At 37.8% G+C, this 19,756-nt stretch carries 22 protein-coding genes; 11 read left to right on the forward strand and 11 right to left on the reverse strand.

The annotated features are described in order from the left end of the window. Positions 1–45 precede the first annotated feature (45 nt). From DRF67_RS11675 to DRF67_RS11700, 6 genes are all read right to left on the reverse strand, one after another. Positions 46–684: a DUF5683 domain-containing protein gene (locus DRF67_RS11675; RefSeq protein ID WP_115928479.1), complete on the reverse strand. Its 639-nt coding sequence runs from the start codon at positions 682–684 to the stop codon at positions 46–48. Then, entirely contained in the window at positions 684–1,574 is an 891-nt protein-coding gene (locus DRF67_RS11680) for a ParB/RepB/Spo0J family partition protein (protein ID WP_115928480.1), read from the reverse strand. The genes DRF67_RS11675 and DRF67_RS11680 overlap by 1 nt, the downstream gene beginning before the upstream one ends. A gap of 68 nt (positions 1,575–1,642) precedes the next feature. Continuing rightward, positions 1,643–2,416, reverse strand: a complete 774-nt coding sequence (locus DRF67_RS11685) for a ParA family protein (protein WP_115928481.1) — start codon at positions 2,414–2,416, stop codon at positions 1,643–1,645. A gap of 164 nt (positions 2,417–2,580) precedes the next feature. Next, positions 2,581–3,429, reverse strand: a complete 849-nt coding sequence (locus DRF67_RS11690; RefSeq protein ID WP_115928482.1) for an energy transducer TonB — start codon at positions 3,427–3,429, stop codon at positions 2,581–2,583. Positions 3,430–3,691: 262 nt separating this feature from the next. Further along, complete coding sequence (locus DRF67_RS11695) at positions 3,692–3,982, reverse strand: hypothetical protein (RefSeq protein WP_115928483.1); 291 nt, start codon at positions 3,980–3,982, stop codon at positions 3,692–3,694. 172 nt (positions 3,983–4,154) lie between these two features. Next, positions 4,155–5,441 carry an adenylosuccinate synthase gene (locus DRF67_RS11700; protein WP_115928484.1) on the reverse strand — a complete coding sequence of 429 codons (1,287 nt, stop codon included), beginning with the start codon at positions 5,439–5,441 and terminating at the stop codon, positions 4,155–4,157. 185 nt (positions 5,442–5,626) lie between these two features. Here DRF67_RS11700 and DRF67_RS11705 point away from each other — a divergent pair, with 185 nt between their 5' ends. From DRF67_RS11705 to DRF67_RS11725, 5 genes are all read left to right on the forward strand, one after another. Next, positions 5,627–6,409, forward strand: a complete 783-nt coding sequence (locus tag DRF67_RS11705) for a hypothetical protein (protein WP_115928485.1) — start codon at positions 5,627–5,629, stop codon at positions 6,407–6,409. Then, positions 6,399–6,881 carry a PIN domain-containing protein gene (locus DRF67_RS11710; protein WP_115928486.1) on the forward strand — a complete coding sequence of 161 codons (483 nt, stop codon included), beginning with the start codon at positions 6,399–6,401 and terminating at the stop codon, positions 6,879–6,881. Before DRF67_RS11705 ends, DRF67_RS11710 begins: the two co-directional genes overlap by 11 nt. A gap of 155 nt (positions 6,882–7,036) precedes the next feature. After that, positions 7,037–7,927, forward strand: coding sequence for an alpha/beta fold hydrolase (locus tag DRF67_RS11715; RefSeq protein ID WP_228435792.1), 891 nt, complete (start codon positions 7,037–7,039; stop codon positions 7,925–7,927). A 108-nt stretch (positions 7,928–8,035) separates the two neighbouring features. Beyond that, positions 8,036–8,605: an AAA family ATPase gene (locus DRF67_RS11720; protein ID WP_115928488.1), complete on the forward strand. Its 570-nt coding sequence runs from the start codon at positions 8,036–8,038 to the stop codon at positions 8,603–8,605. A gap of 111 nt (positions 8,606–8,716) precedes the next feature. Then, positions 8,717–9,235 (forward strand): hypothetical protein, encoded by a 519-nt coding sequence (locus DRF67_RS11725; protein ID WP_115928489.1) that lies wholly within the window; start codon positions 8,717–8,719, stop codon positions 9,233–9,235. Positions 9,236–9,423: 188 nt separating this feature from the next. Here the strand turns inward: DRF67_RS11725 and abc-f are convergent, their stop codons facing one another. Then, complete coding sequence (gene abc-f, locus DRF67_RS11730; protein WP_115928490.1) at positions 9,424–11,013, reverse strand: ribosomal protection-like ABC-F family protein; 1,590 nt, start codon at positions 11,011–11,013, stop codon at positions 9,424–9,426. 196 nt (positions 11,014–11,209) lie between these two features. Here abc-f and DRF67_RS11735 point away from each other — a divergent pair, with 196 nt between their 5' ends. From DRF67_RS11735 to obgE, 3 genes are all read left to right on the forward strand, one after another. Next, the gene (locus tag DRF67_RS11735) at positions 11,210–11,764 is read left to right on the forward strand and encodes a phosphoribosyltransferase (RefSeq protein ID WP_115928491.1); all 555 of its coding nucleotides are present in this window, start codon (positions 11,210–11,212) and stop codon (positions 11,762–11,764) included. Between the two features lie 153 nt (positions 11,765–11,917). Further along, complete coding sequence (locus tag DRF67_RS11740) at positions 11,918–12,496, forward strand: adenylate kinase (protein ID WP_115928492.1); 579 nt, start codon at positions 11,918–11,920, stop codon at positions 12,494–12,496. 79 nt (positions 12,497–12,575) lie between these two features. Then, a complete protein-coding gene (obgE, locus tag DRF67_RS11745) occupies positions 12,576–13,559 on the forward strand; it encodes a GTPase ObgE (protein ID WP_115928493.1) in 984 nt (327 codons plus the stop codon). A 68-nt stretch (positions 13,560–13,627) separates the two neighbouring features. Here obgE and DRF67_RS11750 read toward each other — a convergent pair whose 3' ends face one another. Further along, positions 13,628–14,359, reverse strand: a complete 732-nt coding sequence (locus DRF67_RS11750; protein WP_115928494.1) for a methyltransferase domain-containing protein — start codon at positions 14,357–14,359, stop codon at positions 13,628–13,630. 136 nt (positions 14,360–14,495) lie between these two features. Between DRF67_RS11750 and DRF67_RS11755 the strand changes: the two genes are divergently transcribed. The 3 genes from DRF67_RS11755 to DRF67_RS11765 all read left to right on the forward strand — a co-directional run bounded on the left by DRF67_RS11755 (position 14,496) and on the right by DRF67_RS11765 (position 17,324). Then, positions 14,496–14,984, forward strand: a complete 489-nt coding sequence (locus DRF67_RS11755) for a DUF6438 domain-containing protein (protein WP_115928495.1) — start codon at positions 14,496–14,498, stop codon at positions 14,982–14,984. A gap of 108 nt (positions 14,985–15,092) precedes the next feature. Continuing rightward, the gene (locus DRF67_RS11760) at positions 15,093–15,713 is read left to right on the forward strand and encodes a porin family protein (protein ID WP_115928496.1); all 621 of its coding nucleotides are present in this window, start codon (positions 15,093–15,095) and stop codon (positions 15,711–15,713) included. A 303-nt stretch (positions 15,714–16,016) separates the two neighbouring features. Continuing rightward, the gene (locus DRF67_RS11765; RefSeq protein ID WP_115928497.1) at positions 16,017–17,324 is read left to right on the forward strand and encodes a DEAD/DEAH box helicase; all 1,308 of its coding nucleotides are present in this window, start codon (positions 16,017–16,019) and stop codon (positions 17,322–17,324) included. Positions 17,325–17,454: 130 nt separating this feature from the next. Here DRF67_RS11765 and DRF67_RS11770 read toward each other — a convergent pair whose 3' ends face one another. From DRF67_RS11770 to DRF67_RS11780, 3 genes are read right to left on the reverse strand one after another with little or no spacing between them, the layout of a single operon-like run. Then, the gene (locus DRF67_RS11770; protein ID WP_115928498.1) at positions 17,455–18,219 is read right to left on the reverse strand and encodes a TatD family hydrolase; all 765 of its coding nucleotides are present in this window, start codon (positions 18,217–18,219) and stop codon (positions 17,455–17,457) included. A 7-nt stretch (positions 18,220–18,226) separates the two neighbouring features. Continuing rightward, complete coding sequence (locus tag DRF67_RS11775; protein WP_115928499.1) at positions 18,227–18,751, reverse strand: DUF4269 domain-containing protein; 525 nt, start codon at positions 18,749–18,751, stop codon at positions 18,227–18,229. After that, positions 18,744–19,703: a GSCFA domain-containing protein gene (locus DRF67_RS11780; protein WP_115928500.1), complete on the reverse strand. Its 960-nt coding sequence runs from the start codon at positions 19,701–19,703 to the stop codon at positions 18,744–18,746. Before DRF67_RS11780 ends, DRF67_RS11775 begins: the two co-directional genes overlap by 8 nt. Positions 19,704–19,756 lie beyond the last annotated feature (53 nt).

Genomic DNA, 19,756 nt, shown 5'->3' on the forward strand with positions numbered 1-19,756 from the left:
TTTTTATGCTGCATCAGATCTTTCGGTTTGATGCAGGTATTGTCTTTAAAATCTATAACTTAAACTGAATCCTGTTTTAGGCGGAGTATATCCGTATTGATCCTGAATAACGGAAGGTGTAAAGGTCAGATCCGGGTCGTGGCGGCTCTCGTAAAGGTGCGCATCCACTACGGCATCTACTATATTAAGAATATAGATGAGACCTGTAATCGCAATTGCATAATCACGTTGCCTTTTTGATCGGTCCTGTGCATTTCCCAGAGCTTTCTTATCAAGCCATGGATGGCTGTCTACAAATTCATTAGGCGTCCCGTTGAGTTTAGCAATATAATATTCACGATATTTTTTGTACTGATTATCATTCCAGACTGCAATTCCGACTCCTGCTCCCACAGCTCCCCAAACAATAGGAATTTTCCAGTATTTTTTGTTATAGAATTGTCCTAACCCCGGAAAAACTGCGGAATACAATCCGGCTCTGGTAGGATTAAGCTTTATTGTTTTTTTTGTAGGCCCATTGGCTTTTTCAAGATCTTCAATGATCCTGGATTCCGTTTTCCCAGGTTTTACGGCAGGAGTTGATTCTTTCGGAAGACTTTCCACCCGAACAGTATCAACTGGGCTTACTTGTGAATAGGCCAATACAGCGATACACAAGAAAAATGTGAAAAATATTTTCTTCATTATTTAATATGGGATAAAATATATTCCAGCTCTTCTTCATTTTTGAAGTCCAGAACAATTTTACCTTTTTTACCGTTTCCAGAAGCCTTGATCTCCACTTTTACATCCAGGATGTCAGCAATGGTCTTCTGGGCTCTTTTATAATTATTGGAAAGCTCGGCAGTTACTTTTTTTGCTGCCGGCGATTTTGGATTTTTAAATGCAGCGGCAGCCTGTTCAGCCTGTCGAACGTTCAGTTTTTCTTTTATAATCAGCTCAAACAAGGTCTGCTGATCTTCTTCACTTTCAAGGCTGATGATCGCTCTTCCATGTCCTGCAGATATTTCTCCGCTTCTGATGGCATTCTGGATATCCGGATTTAATCTTAAAAGCCTGATAGAATTGGTAATGGTACTTCTGTCCTTTCCTATTCTCTGGCTCAGATTTTCCTGGGTAAGACCGATTTCTTCCAATAGCCTCTGATAAGTGAGTGCAATTTCAATGGCATCGAGGTCTTCTCTCTGAATATTTTCCACAAGAGCCATCTCCAGAAGCTCCTGATCATTAACTAAGCGAATGTAAGCAGGAATCGTCGTTAACCCGGCTATTTTAGTAGCGCGGTAACGTCTTTCCCCGGATATAATCTCGAATTTTTCACCGTCTTTCCTTAAGGTAACCGGCTGTATCACCCCAAGATTTTTGATCGACTGTGCAAGTTCGTTCAATGCTTTTTCATCAAAGTACGTCCTTGGCTGTGTAGGATTCGGATAAATATCTTCAAGTGCTACTTCTACAATATTCCCCACGAACTTATCTGCCCCTTCATCAGTTGCCGAATTGACACTCGCTTTCGATTCTGCACTTAAAATGGCACCCAAGCCGCGTCCCATAGCTCTTTTTTTGTCCTTCATAGATATAATTGATAAATGATGTTTGCTAAGTGAAGCGGGCTTCACCTAAAGGCCATTTATTATATAGTTTAATTCTTTACTAAATTTTCGTTCTTTAAAAGAACCTCCTCTGCCAATTGAATATACTGAACGGCTCCCTTGCTCTCAGCATCATAATTCAGAATACTCTCTCCAAAGCTTGGTGCTTCACTCAATCTCACGTTTCTGCTGATGATGGTTTCAAAAACCATTTCAGGGAAGTGAAGATTCACTTCTTCCACTACCTGGTTAGAAAGTCTCAGTCTGCTGTCATACATTGTTAGAAGAAGACCTTCTATTCCAAGATCTTTATTATGGATTTTCTGAACATTTTTTACGGTATTCAGAAGTTTCCCAAGTCCTTCTAATGCAAAGTATTCACATTGGATCGGGATAATCACAGAATCAGCTGCTGTAAGGGCATTTACTGTAATAAGACCTAAACTCGGTGCACAGTCGATGATGATATAATCATAATCATCTCTTACACTAGCCAGAGCTTTTTTTAGCATATACTCACGGTCTTCCTTGTCTACCAGCTCGATTTCGGCTGCTACCAGGTCGATATGTGATGGAATAATATCCAGGTTTGGAGTCGCCGTTCTTTTGATACAGGTTCTTGTATCTGCACTGTGCTCCAGCAGATTATATGTAGAATACTGCACGTCTTCCACTCCCAAGCCCGACGTAGCGTTCGCCTGAGGGTCAGCGTCAATGATTAATATTCTTTTTTCCAATACTCCCAATGCTGCTGCCAGGTTTACGGCAGTGGTCGTTTTACCAACACCTCCCTTTTGATTAGCAATACCTATGATTTTTGCCATTATTAGAACTTTAAGTTTCAAAAATACACTTTTTTCTTTGCTCTCGGTGAGTGGCGAAATTCAAAATTGAGTTAAAATATTGTTAATAAGCTAATTAACAATTAAAAAAATTATCCACAAAAAAAAATCTTTGTGGATAACTCTATAAAATATGTCTTTCCCTATTAATTATCAAACTTCATCGAGATCGGAAATTTGAAGTAACTTCTTACAGATTCGCCTTTTTTGTTTTTGGCAGGAATCCATTTTCCTTTACCTGAGATGGATCGAATTGTTCTGATCGCTTCACTGTTGAAATCCGCGTTGGCTCCATTAGCTTTGATGCCGGAAATAGTTCCGTCCATTTCTACGATGAAAGTAACTGTTGTTTTAACGAGATCTTCAGCTTCAAATCCTGAACTGTCAAAACTGTTCATGACTTTGTTTCTGAATGAATCTATTCCCCCTGCAAAATTGGCTTCTACTCCAAGTTCTCCAGCTTCTGCAATTTTGTTTTTATCAACAGGATTTGAAATTACTGGCGGAGGAGTATTTATTACCGGTCCTGTTCCGACCGATATAGTTGGAACATGTGGTGTATTGGGTGCTATTGGATCTCCTTTAAAATTGTTTGTAAGGCCTGCTACAGCATCATCCGGAACAGGATCTTTTTTTTCATTATCCTCAGCATTCGCTGAAGGAGTAGGTATTGTGCTGTCAAACGTCTTTGTATTTGGAGGTATAACAGTTTTTACAATCTGCACAGGAGGATTTTTTGGAGTTTCTTCATCCGGAGGGATCAACACAGGCGGCGGAAGAGTCCAGGTTGGCTTAACCACTTCTGGAGTTTTAAACGCAGAGATCACAAATGGTGTAATGGATACTGCAGCCATTAAGCTTACACCAATGAAAAGTGCTTTGGTTAAGATTCTATCTGATTCGTTTCTTAGTACATATGCTCCGTATTCCTTGTTACGGTGTTCAAAAAGGACTTCGTTAAAACGAAAATCCTGATTTTGGTTCTGTTGTTTCATCACTATAATTATTTAAACTGTTAAAAAATGTGATTATTAGTTTTATTAGTTCTTATCGATAAGCAATGAGTCAATATCAAAAGATCTGCCATAATTTTATCAAAACAACATAATATTAGAAAATTTTATGATAAAGTTTAAAATTTAACATTTTACATTTTAAAATTTATCAATTCAAACTATTAAATCTACAGAAAAGCAACAAACATGACGGACACATGCGGCTGTATGAAACAAGGAATAATTTTCAATCTAAGTGTGATTATGTAGAAAGAAGCAGTAAAAGCAACAGCGGTATAGACAACCCCAGCGAATTAATAATGATCAGAAGAAGGGAACTTAGTTTTGCATTTTTATAGCTTTTACAGGCAAAAGTAATAGCAGCGATACTCAACAACAAACTGCAGGCTATAAACAATATCAGTAAAAAATCACTACCGGCCCCCAGTGGCAGGCTTAAATAGATCATCAGTAAAACAGCATACGCAATGGTACAATAAAAACTGATGGCAATATGGTCAAGAATACGTTGAGATACTTTTTTATTTTCCATTGATTTCGGTTACAGTTGATGGATAAATATAGGAAATTTAAATAACCGGCCGGTTAGGATACTTTAAACCGTACTCTTATTGTTCATGTACCCCTATTTTCGACTTGAAATACTGCAAAAAAAAGAGACCATCAAAAACTGATGGTCTCTTCCTGTTTATAGTCTAAAAATATTAGAATAATTCTTTTCTGATGATGTTCTGGCTTCTTTCAGGGCCTACAGAAACAAGGTACACATTGATTCCTAAATATTTCTCAATAAATTCGATGTATTTCTGTGCATTATCCGGAAGTTCGTCATAGCTTCTCGCTTTTGTGATATCTTCCTCCCAACCTGGTAAATCGTGATAGATAGGCTCGTAATGGTATAATTTCTCTGTTGATGAAGTAAAGTAATCAATAACTTTTCCATCTTCAGTTTTATAATGAGTAACGATTTTAAGGTTTTCAATTCCTGTAAGGACATCAAGTTTTGTAATCACAAGGTTATTGATTCCGTTGATCATGCAGGCATGCTTTAAAGAAACAAGGTCTAACCAACCTGTTCTTCTTGGTCTTCCAGTCGTTGCTCCAAACTCACCGCCAATCTGTCTGATTTTCTCGCCTAGCTCATTATCCAATTCAGATGGGAAAGGTCCGTTTCCTACTCTTGTACAATATGCTTTGGCAACACCAATCAGGTTTTGAAGTGATGTTGGTGGAACTCCTGCTCCTGAACAAACTCCTCCTGTAGACGGAGAAGATGAAGTTACGTATGGGTAAGTACCGAAGTCGATATCAAGCATTAATGCCTGAGCCCCTTCGAATAAAACATTTTTACCGTCTCTGATCGCTTCGTTCAGCTCAAGTTCAGTATCAACGATTCTGTCCTGAAGCTGCTTTCCGATTTCCAGATATTCGTTGTAGATTTCTTCAACGTCCAGGGTTGGTTTTCCGTAATATTTTTCAAAAAGAGAATTTTTAACTTTTAAGTTTTTCTCAATTTTATCTCTTAAAATTTCAGGATTTAAAAGGTCTACCATTCTGATCCCGACTCTTGCGATTTTGTCTTCATAACAAGGTCCGATTCCTTTTTTGGTAGTTCCGATCTGAGTTCCTCCGTGCTCCTCTTCACGGTAAGTATCCAAAAGGATGTGGTAAGGCATGATCACATGCGCTCTTCTGCTGATAAAAATGTGATCTGTTCTTAAGCCTTTGCTCTCGATCTGACCAACTTCTCTAATAAAAGACTTAGGGTTTACCACTACTCCGTTCGCAATGATACATTTCCCTTTGCATTGAAGAACTCCTGAAGGAAGAAGGTGTAGAACAAATTTTTCATCCCCTACATAAACCGTGTGACCAGCATTGTCTCCACCCTGGAAACGCACTACATAGTCCGATTTGGCTGATAAAACATCCGTGATTTTTCCTTTGCCTTCATCTCCGTACTGAAGACCTACAACTACATAAGTTGACATATTTTACATTTGTTTTTAGATTCGTGCAAAATTACTTTTAAAAAAAATGACGGCCAAATTATAGGGGATATTTATTTTGGGTTAAGGTGAAAATCATGAGGTTGAAGGTATTAAAATTATTTAGTCTAAAACAATAAAGTCACGTCTTGTAATTTTTGAAATAAAAATTTGTTTACTTTTGTTTTGTGGAAAAACATAGTCAAATAGAAATAAAAGTTTCTGGAAAAATTGGAAACGTAGATATAAATCCTGATAACTTTGATATCAAGGAAATAATTTCTATATTAAACAATGTTGATGACTTGTTATATTCTGGAGATAAAAAAAACAGACCTTTAATTTCTTATGATATTAAAGAAGGCTCTGTCAGAAATATTTTTAAAACCGGAATACAATATATAGTTAGTTTTAATGCTATATTAGGTTTAATTTCCCAAACTAATACAATTGATTATTTGGATCTAGCAACAGCTAAAGCTATTGAAAGCCTTCAAGACTTAGCAAAGAAAAAGGATTACACTTTTGATATCACTACATCACTTGAGGGTTCTAACAATATTAGAATAGATAAATTTTCTGATTTTAAAAGAACAGAAGCGATTTGGGCTGAAGCAGAATTTTATTTTTATGGAAAAATAACTAATGCAGGAGGTAAAGACAAAGCTAATATTCACTTATTGACCGATGAATACGGAACGGTCAGAATTCAAACTCCCATTTCATTCTTAGAACAACAAGAAGAAAATATTCTATATAAATCTTTAGGGATAAGAGCTAAAGGTAACCAACATTCCGAAAACGGAGAAATTGATTTTACAAATTTAGAATTCATTGAGTTAATTGATTATAATCCCATTTTTGACGAGAATTATTTGAAAAAATTAAGAGATAAAGCAAAACAATCTTGGCTTTCAAATATTAATCCTGATGAGTGGTTACGACAAATAAGAGGAAGCTATGAAAGTTAATGGGGTTTTATTAGATACAAGTTTTTTTATTCGATTTTTAAATGATGCTGATCCATTATTTAAAAATGCTTTAGAATATTATAAATACTTTTTAAACAATGATATTAAGATGTATATTTCAACAATTTCAATTGCTGAATATTGTGTTGGAGGTTCAATATCAGAACTACCTTTAAGAAATTTGGCTATTCTTCCATTTAATCTGAATCATGCTACTAAAACTGGAGGGATTGCTAAAATAGTTTTCACAAAAAAAGGAAAATTAAAACTAGCTGAAAGAAACATAATTCCAAATGACTCAAAATTATTTTCTCAAGCAGATGTAGAAAAAAACATCATTTATTATTTATCTTCTGATACCGAGAGTATTAAAATTTACAACCTTCTTCAAGAAGAAGGACAAAAGCCTGGTTTTAATTTTATAGATTTAAATATTCCACCAAATGAGTATTTTGGTTATTTAGATTTGTAAAAATATTTTTAGCGCTTAAACAATAGTTTAGAATTTTACATTTGAGGGGCTAATTGGTTTTGCCTAATAAAAACACATTTATTCAATATCTTTGACTCGCATCTAAACGATTCTCCATGCCAATATCCCAAACATCAGCGTATTTATCATCAAAAATGAACATCGAGTCTCAGCTTTTTCACACCCTGTTTTCGCCGCACACAGTAAAAGCAACCCTTCTCATCGTTCACGGTATGCAGGAACACAGCGGAAGGTATGCAGAGATTGCAGAATATTTTGCCGGTCATCAAATTGCGGTATTGACGTATGATCATTTGGGACATGGAAAGTCTGTGAAAGACAAAAAGGACATTGGTTTTTTCCAGCTTCAGCAGCCGGATGAACGATTGATTGCAGATGCAGAAATGATGGCGGATCATCTCGCAGAACAATTTCCGGATGTTCCTCATTTTGTTCTTGGGCATTCAATGGGATCCTTTATTACCCGTTGCCTTCTTCAGAAGTCAGGTAAGAAATTCAACGGTGCTATTATTACAGGAACCGGTGGACCATTACCAGGAATCAGTTTATTGAAAGGCTATTTAGCCGTGGCTAACCGTATTGCTCCCAAACACCGTACTTTTCTGAATACTGTTTTCACCCATGTCAACAATAAGCATTTTAAGCAAGATCAGGATTTCGGCGACACCAGCTGGCTGAGCATTAATCCCGAAAACAGAAGGGCATTTGAACAGGATGAGCTTTGCGGGATTCCATTTACGCATAATGCTTTTTATACTTTGTTTGCCATTTATAAAAAAGCGACAGCGAGAAACTGGGCTTCTTCTATTTCAAAATCATTTCCTTTTTTATTTGTAAGCGGCAAGAATGATCCGATTGGTGATTTCAGCAAAGGGGTCATGCATACGGTGAAGCATTTAAAGGCCGACGGATTCCGAGATGTGGAGACAAAGATCTATCCTGAAATGCGTCATGAGATTTTAAATGAAGCAATCCGGGAAGAAGTACTGGAAGGAATCCATGAATGGATTTTAAAGCACTTTTAGTACTATTGCAACTACAGGTTTCTGTGTGATCTCTCCATCTGCGTGATTTAAATATTTTTTTAAGCTCTCGCAGATTCTGCAGATTTTGCAGATTATAAATAAAAACTCATGAGGATACATATTTTCGGAGCTTCGGGTTCCGGAGTCACCACTCTCGGAAAAGCATTGTCTGAAAAGCTCGGCATAGAATATTTTGACAGTGATGATTTTTTCTGGCTCAAAACAAAAATACCATTTACAGAAAAACAAAATCCTGAAACAAGGAATAGCATTATTTCTGAAATCCTACATACTCATGAAAACTGGATTTTCGGTGGCTCAATAATTCATTGGGGTGAAGATGTATTTCCGGCATTTGACCTGATTGTATTCCTATATCTTCCCCCTGAAATCAGAATGGAAAGACTGCGAAAAAGAGAATATGAACGATATGGCGACGTAATAATTGCAAATCCGGAAAGAGCAAAACAATTTCAGGAGTTTATGAACTGGGCAAAAGATTATGATCACGATACCGGTATTGCCACCAGAACTTTAAAAGCCCACCTTGAATGGCTTTCCGGGAAAGATACACCGCTTATAGAAATCTCAGGTGATTATGATCCGGAGGAAAAGATCAATATGATCCTGGATGAAATAAAACAAAGGAGATTCCAGATAAATAAGAGGCTCCTTTAACGACAACCAGTTTATTAAAAGGGTATGATTAAAGTTCCTTCTTTTATAACGACCAAAGCTTTTCAAAAGGAATCCCTAAATTAGAACGCTGAAAAAATAAAATCAAAAACCATGAACATAGAAGAACTTTTTAAGGATAAAACCACTAAAGCCAAGGAAAAAACAGAGATTATCAGTCAATGGATCATTGACAAGTCCCTGCCAACAGATGAACTGATCGCATTTGCAGAAAAGTCTAAAGATCCTGTAAAAGGAGCCTGCATAGAAGCCCTGGAATATGCTACCAAACAAACTCCTGGCCTTGCAGACGAAACAGTATTTGCATTCATTACCCAAACTCTTACCGAAAAGGCTCCCAAAATAAAATGGGAAAGCGCCAAAGTGATAGGCAATACCGCTCACCTGTTTGCAGGAAATTTGGATCAGGCCATCAGGAATCTGCTGGATCATACAACCCATGAAGGAACCGTTGTGCGATGGAGCACAGCATTTGCCCTGGGCGAAATCCTGAAACTGAAAACGCCTTATAATACGACTCTTCTTCCAGCGCTTGAAGCAGTCAGCGAAAAAGAGGAAAAGAATAGCATCAAGAAAATCTATCTTGATGCTGTCAAAAAAACGAAGAAATAATATTTTTACTTGTAAAAATCAAAAGCCTGGACGTAAATGTTCAGGCTTTATATGTTTGGCTAAAGCCAAATTGAATTTTATTTTTTATTAAACGGACTAAAGTCCGTTTCTGTTGAATTTCTTTTGTCCAGGTCAAAAGGTATTTCAGCAACTCTCCTGCATAATGCATTAGCTGCATGATAGGATCCTTAACCTAATATCACCTCTTTGTGTACACCAATCTCTTCGAGAAAAACTTCATCATGCGAAATCACCAGCAGAGTACCGTGATAATCTTTGATAGAATTGGTAAGGATTTCCACATTCTGAAGATCAAGGTTATTGGTGGGCTCATCAAGAATCATCACATCCGGAGCACCAGTGCTGATGGATAGTCCGCACAGAAGTAACCTCAGACGTTCCCCTCCACTCAGTACTCCACATTTTTTGCCCCATGTTTCCTTACGGAACAAAAAACGGGACAACAGTGTTTTCACTTCTGATTCCTGCAACGCACTATCATTGAACTTTTGAACAAACTCATAAAGGGTCTTATCGGGATCTATCAGTGAATACTCCTGATCGATATAGATGCTGTTGAATCCAGCCCGGCTGATGTTTCCTGCAGAAGGCTTGAGGCTTCCCAAAAGAAGCTGTATGAGTGTGGTTTTTCCTGATCCATTGGGTCCTTTAATGGAGATTCTATCACCACTGCGTACTTCGAGATCCAGATTTTCCGGCCAGAGCTTTTCTGCTCCATAGCTAAAGTTAATGTCCTCAGCAGTAACCAGAACCTTCCCGGAATGCAGGTTGGAATCACTGAAATTCACTTTCATCTGGTCCGAGTTCCTGACGGCAGACCGCAAATCTCTCAAATCTTCCGAAATATCACTGATTTTTTCTGCATGTACACTTTTCAGTTTTGAGGTGTTTTTTTCAGCATTATTCCTGAGGGTATTCATCATTATTCTGGCGACTCCGGATTTCTCTTGTTTTTGTTTCCCTTTAGTATCGAGCTTTTGCTTACGTTCCAGGGTTTCCCGCTCTTTTTCTTTTGCTTTTTTCAGTGCCCGTTCCTTGGCATGGATGTCATTTTGTAAAGCCTCACTTTCCACTTCTTTCTGTTCTGCATAGAAATCATAATTTCCTCCATATGCAGCAATTCCCTGGTTGCTCAGTTCAAAAATTGTATTCACGAGATTCAACAGTGTCCTGTCATGGCTCACCATAATAACAGTAGCGTTTGTTTTTTCAATGAAATCATACAATTTCTTTCTTGCCTCCAGGTCCAGATGATTGGTAGGCTCATCCAAAACGATCATATCAGTTTCATTAACCATCATTCCTGCAAGAAAAACCTTGGTTTTCTGGCCCCCACTTAATGCTTCCAGTTTTTGGTTAAGATCAAACTGTTCAAGATTCCAGTACTGCAATGCATTCCGGCACCGTTCTTCAATATCCCAATCATCATTAAGGATTTCAAAGTATTGCTCATCCACTTCACCATTGGTGATTTTATAAAGCGCATCCAGTTTCGGATCTACTTTCAGACATTCTGCAATGGTTAAATGATTGAAGTTTCCGAACATCTGGGGAACATAAAAAATTTGTCCCTGAACATTCATATTTCCGCTTAATGGCTGTATTTCGCCGGCTATTATCTTCAGCAAGGTCGATTTTCCCATACCGTTGCTACCCACCAGGGCTGATTTAGTATGAGCTTGTATTGTTAAATTGATAGGATTGAATAAGAGATCTCCTCCCGGAAACCCAAAGGATATATTTTGTAGTAAAATCATGATTTCTTTCTTAATAAAGGTTAAACACCGGCAACTCATCGGTTACCGTTTTATTGAATCTGAAAGAAATTATATCCTACATGCCTGTATTTTTGGGTTTTGAAAGAACAAAGATAGTACAAATCGGGGATTAAACATAAAAAGATTTTAATCAAAAATCAAAAATCCGTAACTTTGCCAACTACTAAAATTTTTTATGGAAAGTATTAAAGTTCACGACAAAACTTTCGTTCCTTATTTAAAGGATGCCGAAATTCAGGAAATTGTAAAAGAGACCGCGCTAAGAATTTATGAAGATTACAAAGATGAAGTTCCTGTTTTCATTGGTGTTTTGAATGGGGTAATCATGTTCTTCTCAGACCTTTTAAAATATTATCCGGGTGAGTGCGAGATCGCTTTCATTCAGATGAGTTCTTATGCAGGAACTGAATCTACAGGGATTGTTTACCAGAAAATGGAGCTTACCAAAGATGTGAAAGACCGTCACATCATCTTGGTAGAAGACATCGTGGATACGGGAAACACGGTAGAGAGTCTTTTCAAATATTTTAAGGAGACACAGCGTCCGAAGTCTGTAAAACTGGCCAGTTTCTTACTGAAGCCTGAAATTTACAAGAAAGACTTCAAGCTGGATTATATCGGAAAAGAAATCCCGAACAAGTTTGTTCTAGGCTACGGATTGGATTATGATGAATTGGGAAGAAACCTCCCTAATTTGTACCAACTGGAAGAAGGACAAATCAACCATTAACGCTGTTGGCTATTAGCTGATAGCTTTTAGCTTAAAAATTAAAGTAAAGAAATAAATTTAATAATAACTTAAAAAAGCTGAAAGCAGAAGAGCAAGCCGCCAAAAGCCAAGAGCCCTACGCAAAATGCCATTTGCTAAAAGCGAAACAACATTATGATAAACATTGTTCTGTTCGGCCCTCCAGGAAGTGGAAAAGGAACACAAGCTCAGAATCTCATCGAAAAATTCAATTTAAAGCAGGTTTCAACCGGTGATCTTTTCAGATACAATATGAAAAACGACACTGAACTTGGGAAACTGGCAAAATCTTATATCGATAAGGGAGAATTGGTTCCGGATCAGGTAACAACAGATATGCTGATCGATGAGATCAGAAAGCCTACCGATACCAACGGTTTTATCTTTGACGGATATCCAAGAACGACTGCACAGACAGAAGCCTTGGAAAAAATCGTGAAAGAGGAGTTGAATGACAAGATTGACATCTGTCTTTCGCTGGTGGTAGAAGATAAAATTCTGGTTGAAAGACTTCTGAAAAGAGGAGAAACCAGTGGCAGATCTGACGATAGCAATGTAGAGATCATCGAAAACAGAATTAAAGAATATTATACTAAAACAGCAGAAGTAGCCGAACTGTATAAGCAGCAGGGAAAATATGTAGAGGTAAACGGTGTTGGAGAAATTGATGAAATTTCCCAGAAACTCTTCGCTGAAGTAGAGAAAATTAAATAAGGATTTAGGATTTAGGGATTAGGATTTAGCATGGTTAAATATCTATTCCCTAACCCCTAAGGCCTAAACCCTAACAATTATGTCAAACTTTGTAGATTACGTAAAGATCCATTGTAAAAGCGGACACGGAGGTGCCGGGTCTGCCCATCTCCGCCGTGAGAAATATATTCCTAAAGGGGGTCCTGACGGAGGCGACGGAGGTCGCGGAGGACACATCATCATGAAAGGAAATGGTAATGAATGGACTTTGCTTCCGCTGCGCTATACCCGCCATGTGAAAGCTGAACGAGGAGAAAACGGTGGAAAAAATCAGCTGACCGGAGCATTCGGATCTGATATTTATATTGAAGTTCCGGTGGGAACGATCGCCAAAAATGAAGAAGGAGAAATCATTGGTGAAATTTTAGAAGACGGACAGGAAATCATCCTGATGCATGGAGGTAAAGGAGGTTTAGGTAATGAACATTTCAAATCCTCAACAAACCAGACGCCCCGATATGCACAACCTGGGCTTCCGGGCGAGGAGGGTTATATTGTCTTTGAACTTAAAATTTTAGCAGATGTAGGATTGGTAGGATTTCCAAATGCAGGAAAATCTACACTGCTGGCTTCTGTTTCTGCAGCAAAGCCCAAAATTGCAAATTATGCTTTTACCACGCTGACGCCCAATCTTGGAATCGTAGATTACAGAAATTACAAATCATTTGTAATGGCCGACATTCCTGGAATCATTGAGGGAGCAGCTGAAGGAAAAGGTTTGGGACACAGGTTCCTGAGACATATTGAAAGGAATTCCATTCTGTTGTTTTTAATTCCTGCTGATTCGGAGAATCACTTCCAGGAGTTTAAAATTCTTGAAAACGAGCTCAAAGAGTATAATCCGGAGCTTCTGGATAAAGACTTTATTATTTCCATCTCAAAATCCGATCTTCTGGATGATGAGCTTAAAAAAGAAATTGCAGCTGAATTCCCTGAAAACAAACAGCCTCTGTTTTTCTCAGGAGTGACGGGAGAAGGTCTTGTAGAACTAAAAGATGCGATCTGGAAACAGTTGCATGGATAAATAAGACCATCTTGTCTGAACTGAAAATCAGATAAAATATATAAAAGGGAAACAGCAATGTTTCTCTTTTATTTTTTACAAATGATGATGGTTTCATCTTCACTCAGCCCGTGATACAAATCTTCTTTACAGGTTCTGATCTCTGTAATAAAACCGGCTTCCTTTAACCTGCCTTCCAACCCCGATACCGAATAAATCCGTACGTGATCCTCCTGCCCGAAATGCTTTAACCGGTCCTCCGGTGTCACAATGCTGCTATCCTCATCAATACCATCCTCTTTAAAAGGAGTCTGTATCAGGATTGTGCCTTTGTTGTCAAGAACCCTGTAAAGCTCTTTCATCGCTGAACGGTCATCAATAATATGCTCCAAAATATGGTAACATACGATCAAATCGAATTTGTTATCTTCTACGCTGATATTGGTGATATCATAATGATAGTCCGAGAGAAACTCATCTTCAAAATCAGTGGGAAAATACGCTATATCTTTTCTGTTTTTCCATTTCTTGTACAGCATCCTGGATGGGGAAAAATCAAGAAAGGACATATTGGGCTTTAGAAATTCATTCTCCAGAACGTCATGGAGTCTGCGGGTTCTGGGCAGACTTCCACATACCGGGCAGATCAGCTGTCCATTATTCAGTTCTGCAAAACGTTTGAGTTGTGTTCTGCAAATACTGCATTCATGATTTTGTCCCTGATACAGTGGCTTCAATAATTTTCTAAAGTGATCCTCATTTTTAATAAGGACATCTTTGGGAATGAATTTTTTAACGACCGACTTTAGGAAATTATACATGAGGCATTTTTTAGCGATTTCAAAATAACAAAAATTTATTCAAAAATAGTTATGGTAGATCATCTCAATCTTTCTTTACACCGATTCACGGTAGTCTTTGGAACAATTATTGACTGACAGTCTCAAATTGTAAGCTATGAAATATTTATTAAGTTTTTTTGCTTTAGCTGTAGTATTTTCATGTACTTCCCAGAAAACAGGTTCAAAATATTCTAAAATCGAATATGAGGCAACGCCCTGTTTCGGATTTTGTCCTGTCTTTAAAATGACAATCAACCCCGACAGAACGGCCGTATTTGAAGCGGAGCACTTTAATTTCAGCGACAAGCCGTCTAAAGATGAATTCTCCAAACCCCGGGAAGGAACTTTTAAAGGGACAATTAAAACGGAGGATTATAATAAACTCATCGGTCTGCTTGATGGTTTGGAGGTAAAAAAACTAAATGACCGATACGGAGAACGTAATATTACGGATCTACCGACATCTTATTTAAGAATTAGTTTTGCTGACGGAACTACAAAGAATGTTGAAGACTACGGAAAACGCGGTACACAAAAGCTGGCTGAAGTATATCAGTTTTTTGAAAATCTGAGAAAAAATCAACAATGGACGCCGGTGAAATAACTTACCTTTAAAAATATTAGATTACCTTTGCCCCAATAATTCCTTCTCATGAGGGGATTATTTTTTTATAAGAAACATCAATTATAATTATCAAACTCAATAACCGACATGAAGAACATTTTTTTCGTACTGCTTTTAGCGGCATTCACCTCTTTCAATGCACAAAGTTCATCAATGAGCTTTGGAATAAAGGGTGGGTATAACCTGTCCAGCATGAAATTTTTCGATGAGAAATCAGATTCAAAATCCTATTTTTATGTGGGAGCCCTTGCAGAGCAGGCATTATCACCAAAATTTGCTGTACAGGCAGAAGTACTTTATACCCAGCTTGGGGGCAAAGAATCTTATCCATGGGTAGAAGTAATAGGCAATGAAGTGGTGAATGTAGGAGATATGAATTTCGAGTATCAGCTCAATCAGGTGCAGATTCCTGTTTCTGCCAAATATTACGTTATTCCTGCATTCTCTGTTTCGGCAGGGATGAACTTCGGGATCAACGTATCCACAAAAGTAAAAAGTAGCAACGAGTTTACCGGAACCAATAAACAAAATTTTGAGTGGGTGAAAAGCGTCAATTTCTTCCCTTTCTTAGGTGCTGAATATAAAATCAACGATAAGTTTTTTGTAGACGCCCGATATAATTTCAACTTTATTGAAGTGAGCAAAGAGAATTCCGTACCTATGAAGATCGGATTTTTACAGGCTGGTCTGGGATACCGATTCAAATAGCCTGACGATATATCTTACAAAGAAGTGGCTGTCCTGATCGGGCAGCCATTTTTATGAACCTGGAAGGCCTCTGTTATCAATTCACTTTTTTCGCCAGTATTTCTTTTCTGCTGTACTGTGATCTCTGAATAGGCACAGAAAATAAAAAATAATAAAGTAGAATTATCTCAAATTGCTTCTTTTTTAAGGAAAGGTTTTTTTCAAAAGATATGTGGTAAGCTCTTAAAAATATTTAGATTACCTTTGCATAATGTAATTCTTTCAGACTGAAGGAATTTTTATCAATATTTTAAAATAATTCATTTGAATTTTACAGACTTAAACTTAATAGAACCTATTGCAAAAGCAATTCAGGAGCAAGGGTACACCACCCCTACTCCTATCCAGGAAAGATCTATTCCTGATATTTTAGAAGGCCGCGATTTTTTAGGCTGCGCCCAGACCGGAACCGGTAAAACGGCTGCCTTTTCTATTCCTATTCTACAGAATTTATCTAAAAATAAAATTTCCACTCCCCATATAAAAGCATTAATTCTGACTCCTACCAGAGAACTGGCCATCCAGATCGAAGAAAATATTAATGCATATGGTAAATATCTTCCGTTAAAGCAACTCGTTATTTTTGGAGGAGTAAAGCAGGGAAATCAGGAAGCTGCTCTCAGGAGAGGAGTGGATATCCTGGTGGCAACGCCTGGAAGACTGCTGGACTTTATTGCCCAGGGCATTATCAGTCTAAAAAATCTTGAAATTTTTGTTCTTGATGAAGCAGACAGAATGCTCGATATGGGATTTGTACATGATGTAAAAAGAATCATTAAGCTTCTGCCACAGAAAAGACAGACGTTGTTCTTCTCTGCAACAATGCCTGGTGAAATCCAGAAACTGGCAAATTCTATACTAAACAATCCGATAAAAGTGGAGGTAACACCGGTTTCTTCTACGGCTGATACCATTAAACAATCTGTTTATTTTGTAGAAAAAGAAAACAAGCTGAATCTATTATCACATATCCTGAAAAATGATATTTCTGATTCTGTATTGGTATTTTCAAGAACAAAACACGGAGCTGATAAAATTGCCCGAAAACTTCAGAAGGACAATGTTTCTGCGGAGGCTATACATGGCAATAAATCCCAGAATGCCAGACAGAATGCCCTGAATAACTTCAAATCGGGAAAAACAAGGGTTCTTGTGGCCACAGATATTGCAGCAAGAGGAATTGATATTGATGAATTAAAATTTGTCATCAATTTTGAACTTTCCGATGTGTCCGAGACCTATGTACACCGAATCGGAAGAACAGGAAGAGCAGGAGCTGAAGGAAGCTCAATTTCTTTTGTAGACGGATTAGACCTTCTGAATCTTAGAAATACTGAAAAGCTGATCGGAAAAAAAATTCCGGTGGTAAAAAACCATCCGTTTCACACGGATGACCTGGTAGCACAGAAAAGGGATTCTAATAATAAACCCGTTGCGCCTGGTCAGGAAAAGCTCAGGTCATCCAACAACTCCAGGCCAAACAAAAACAAGAATAATAACAAATCTTCGTCAAACACTCCATCGGTCGGTTATAAAAAACCTAAGAACAAGAGTTTTACAAGAAAGAAATAAAATAAAAACCTTCCGTCGGGAAGGTTTTTATTTTTTATACCGAAGTATAAGAGGTCACCGTTTATAAAACCAGAGGATCTATATCAACAGATTCCTGAAATTTTATTAAATAGCGCTTTCCAATTTAAAATCAGGTTTTAAATATATGCTTTGCGTTTTCTGTGGTAATCCTGTCAATTTCTGAGAAATCTTTCCCATAAATATTTACGAGTTTTCCTGCCACCAGATCAAGATATGAACTTTCATTTCTTTTTCCTCTGTGTGGAACAGGTGCCAGGTATGGAGAATCTGTTTCAAGAACAATTTTTTCCAGGGGAATTTCCCTCAGAAACTGATCGATCTTTCCATTTTTAAAGGTCACCACTCCACCGATTCCCAGTATAAAATTCAAATCTATGGCATGTTTTGCCTGATCGATTTCCCCTGAGAAGCAGTGAAATATACCTCTCAGTTTCGGATGCTTTTTTCTCTCCAGCACTTCAAATGTTTCGTCAAAGCTTTCGCGGGTGTGAATCACAATGGGAAGGTCTTTTTCAATAGCCCAGTCGATCTGCTGTTCAAAAGCTTTCACCTGGATATCCAGAGTCGTTTTATCCCAATATAAATCGATTCCTATTTCGCCTATGGCAGGAAAATGTCTCTGATCTAGATATCCTTTTACAATGTCCAGCTCCCTTTCCCAGGATTCCGGTTTTACATAGCATGGGTGCAGCCCCATCATGGAAAAAACCTGTCCGGGATATTCTGTTTCCAACTGAAGCATTTTCTGATGGGATTCGGAATCAATAGCGGGAAGATAGAACTCTGTAATTCCTTTATTTAAGGCTTTCTGAATTGCTTCGTTTCGGTCTTCATCAAATTCTTCTGCGTATAAATGGGTATGTGTATCAATCATTTTCTTACTATTTCAACAGATCTTCGTAAGGGTTTTCAAGGTTCATCAGCAGTCCGAATGCCGGCTCTGTTTTCATGCCCTGTCTTTTAAGATCTATTATTTTTTGTTTAAATTTTTCGCCTTTTTCCAGCAATATGCTGTATTCAGCTACCATATGCCTGTAGGCATTCTGCTCAGCAGATGGTTTATTTTGTCCAAAAATTTCAACGGGAAATTCTTCCAGTGTAAAATTCAGAACAATGCATCGTTCTCCTCTTACTTCTACCTCTTCAACCGTTATTTCAGTACCGGGAGGGATCACCTGGGCAGCTATCAGATCATTCAAAAAAACGTCTTTGGATGCCGGATCTACATTACAGATGATATCAAGATCACTGCTTTCAGTATCAATTTCAATAGGAATCGTTCCTGCCAGCAATGGAGAATATGGGTCTAGTATTTCAAAAATATTATACTTTTTAAGAACGTCATAAGCTCTTTTCTGTTTGGGGTTTCCGTTTTTTAAATAATGAATGGTTGCAAAATCAATCATTGGAAAATATGGTATGTTTTACTTTCGACCGCTGGACTTTAATTCTCTCGTCCAGCTTTTCCCTGAATTCAATAAATTTAGGGTCCTTTTCATCGTTGGTTCTATGTTCCAGCGCTTTCATGATCTTAAAATTCTCTTTGATGAATGCTTTAGCATCAATGGAAAAGTAAGCCTCTCCAAATTTATCAAAGATATAGTTCACAGCCTGCGTACTGGGATGAATCATATCTTCTTTGTAGAAACGATAGTCTCTGAGGTCATCCATCAATACTTCATAAACTGGCAAATAGTGGCAATCTTCAAACATCGAGATCGATTCATGAACAGCCGTGATTAATTTTGATTTACTGAGCTGATTTTCGATCATTCCATCCTTGGTATGCCGTACCGGCGAAACCGTAAACAAAATCTGTACACCTTCCTTGCAGATATCTTTAAGATCCAGAATGGTATTGTAGATGGCCGCGGTCAGTTCCTGATGGGAAAGCAAGCGTTTTTCAAAAAATTTCTGCGGAATTTTGTGACAGTTGGCCACCAGTTTTTTCTTGGGAACAAATTCATAGACAAATGATGATCCATAGGTGATGATAACCCAGTCTGCTTCCTGAAGAAATGCATTTCCTTCTTCAATGGCATCATTGATCTTCTGTAAGGTCTGATGAACATATCGTGTATCAAAACCGCTATGATGATCCAGAGAGATAAACTCTTCATTATAAGTAATCAGATCTTCTTCTCCATAGAAAGAAGAATCGTGAAGTCTGTTGACTGCTGTATTGATTGAAAAGGGATTAAAAATGGTTCCAAACGGATTACTAAGTGTTTGGATCTGTCCCTGTTCCAGCAGATCGGTCATCTCAGAAGCAAAACACGATCCTATTGAAAATATTTTATCTTCAATCTCAATTTTCTTTTCTGACTGGGGGATATCAACTTCAGTTCTGAATTTCATTGTATAGGTGTTAGGTGGCAGAAGAGAGATTGCAGCACATTGCTTCCGGCCTG

It is taken from the genome of Chryseobacterium pennipullorum, from assembly GCF_003384725.1.
Classification (GTDB): Bacteria; Bacteroidota; Bacteroidia; order Flavobacteriales; family Weeksellaceae; genus Chryseobacterium; species Chryseobacterium pennipullorum.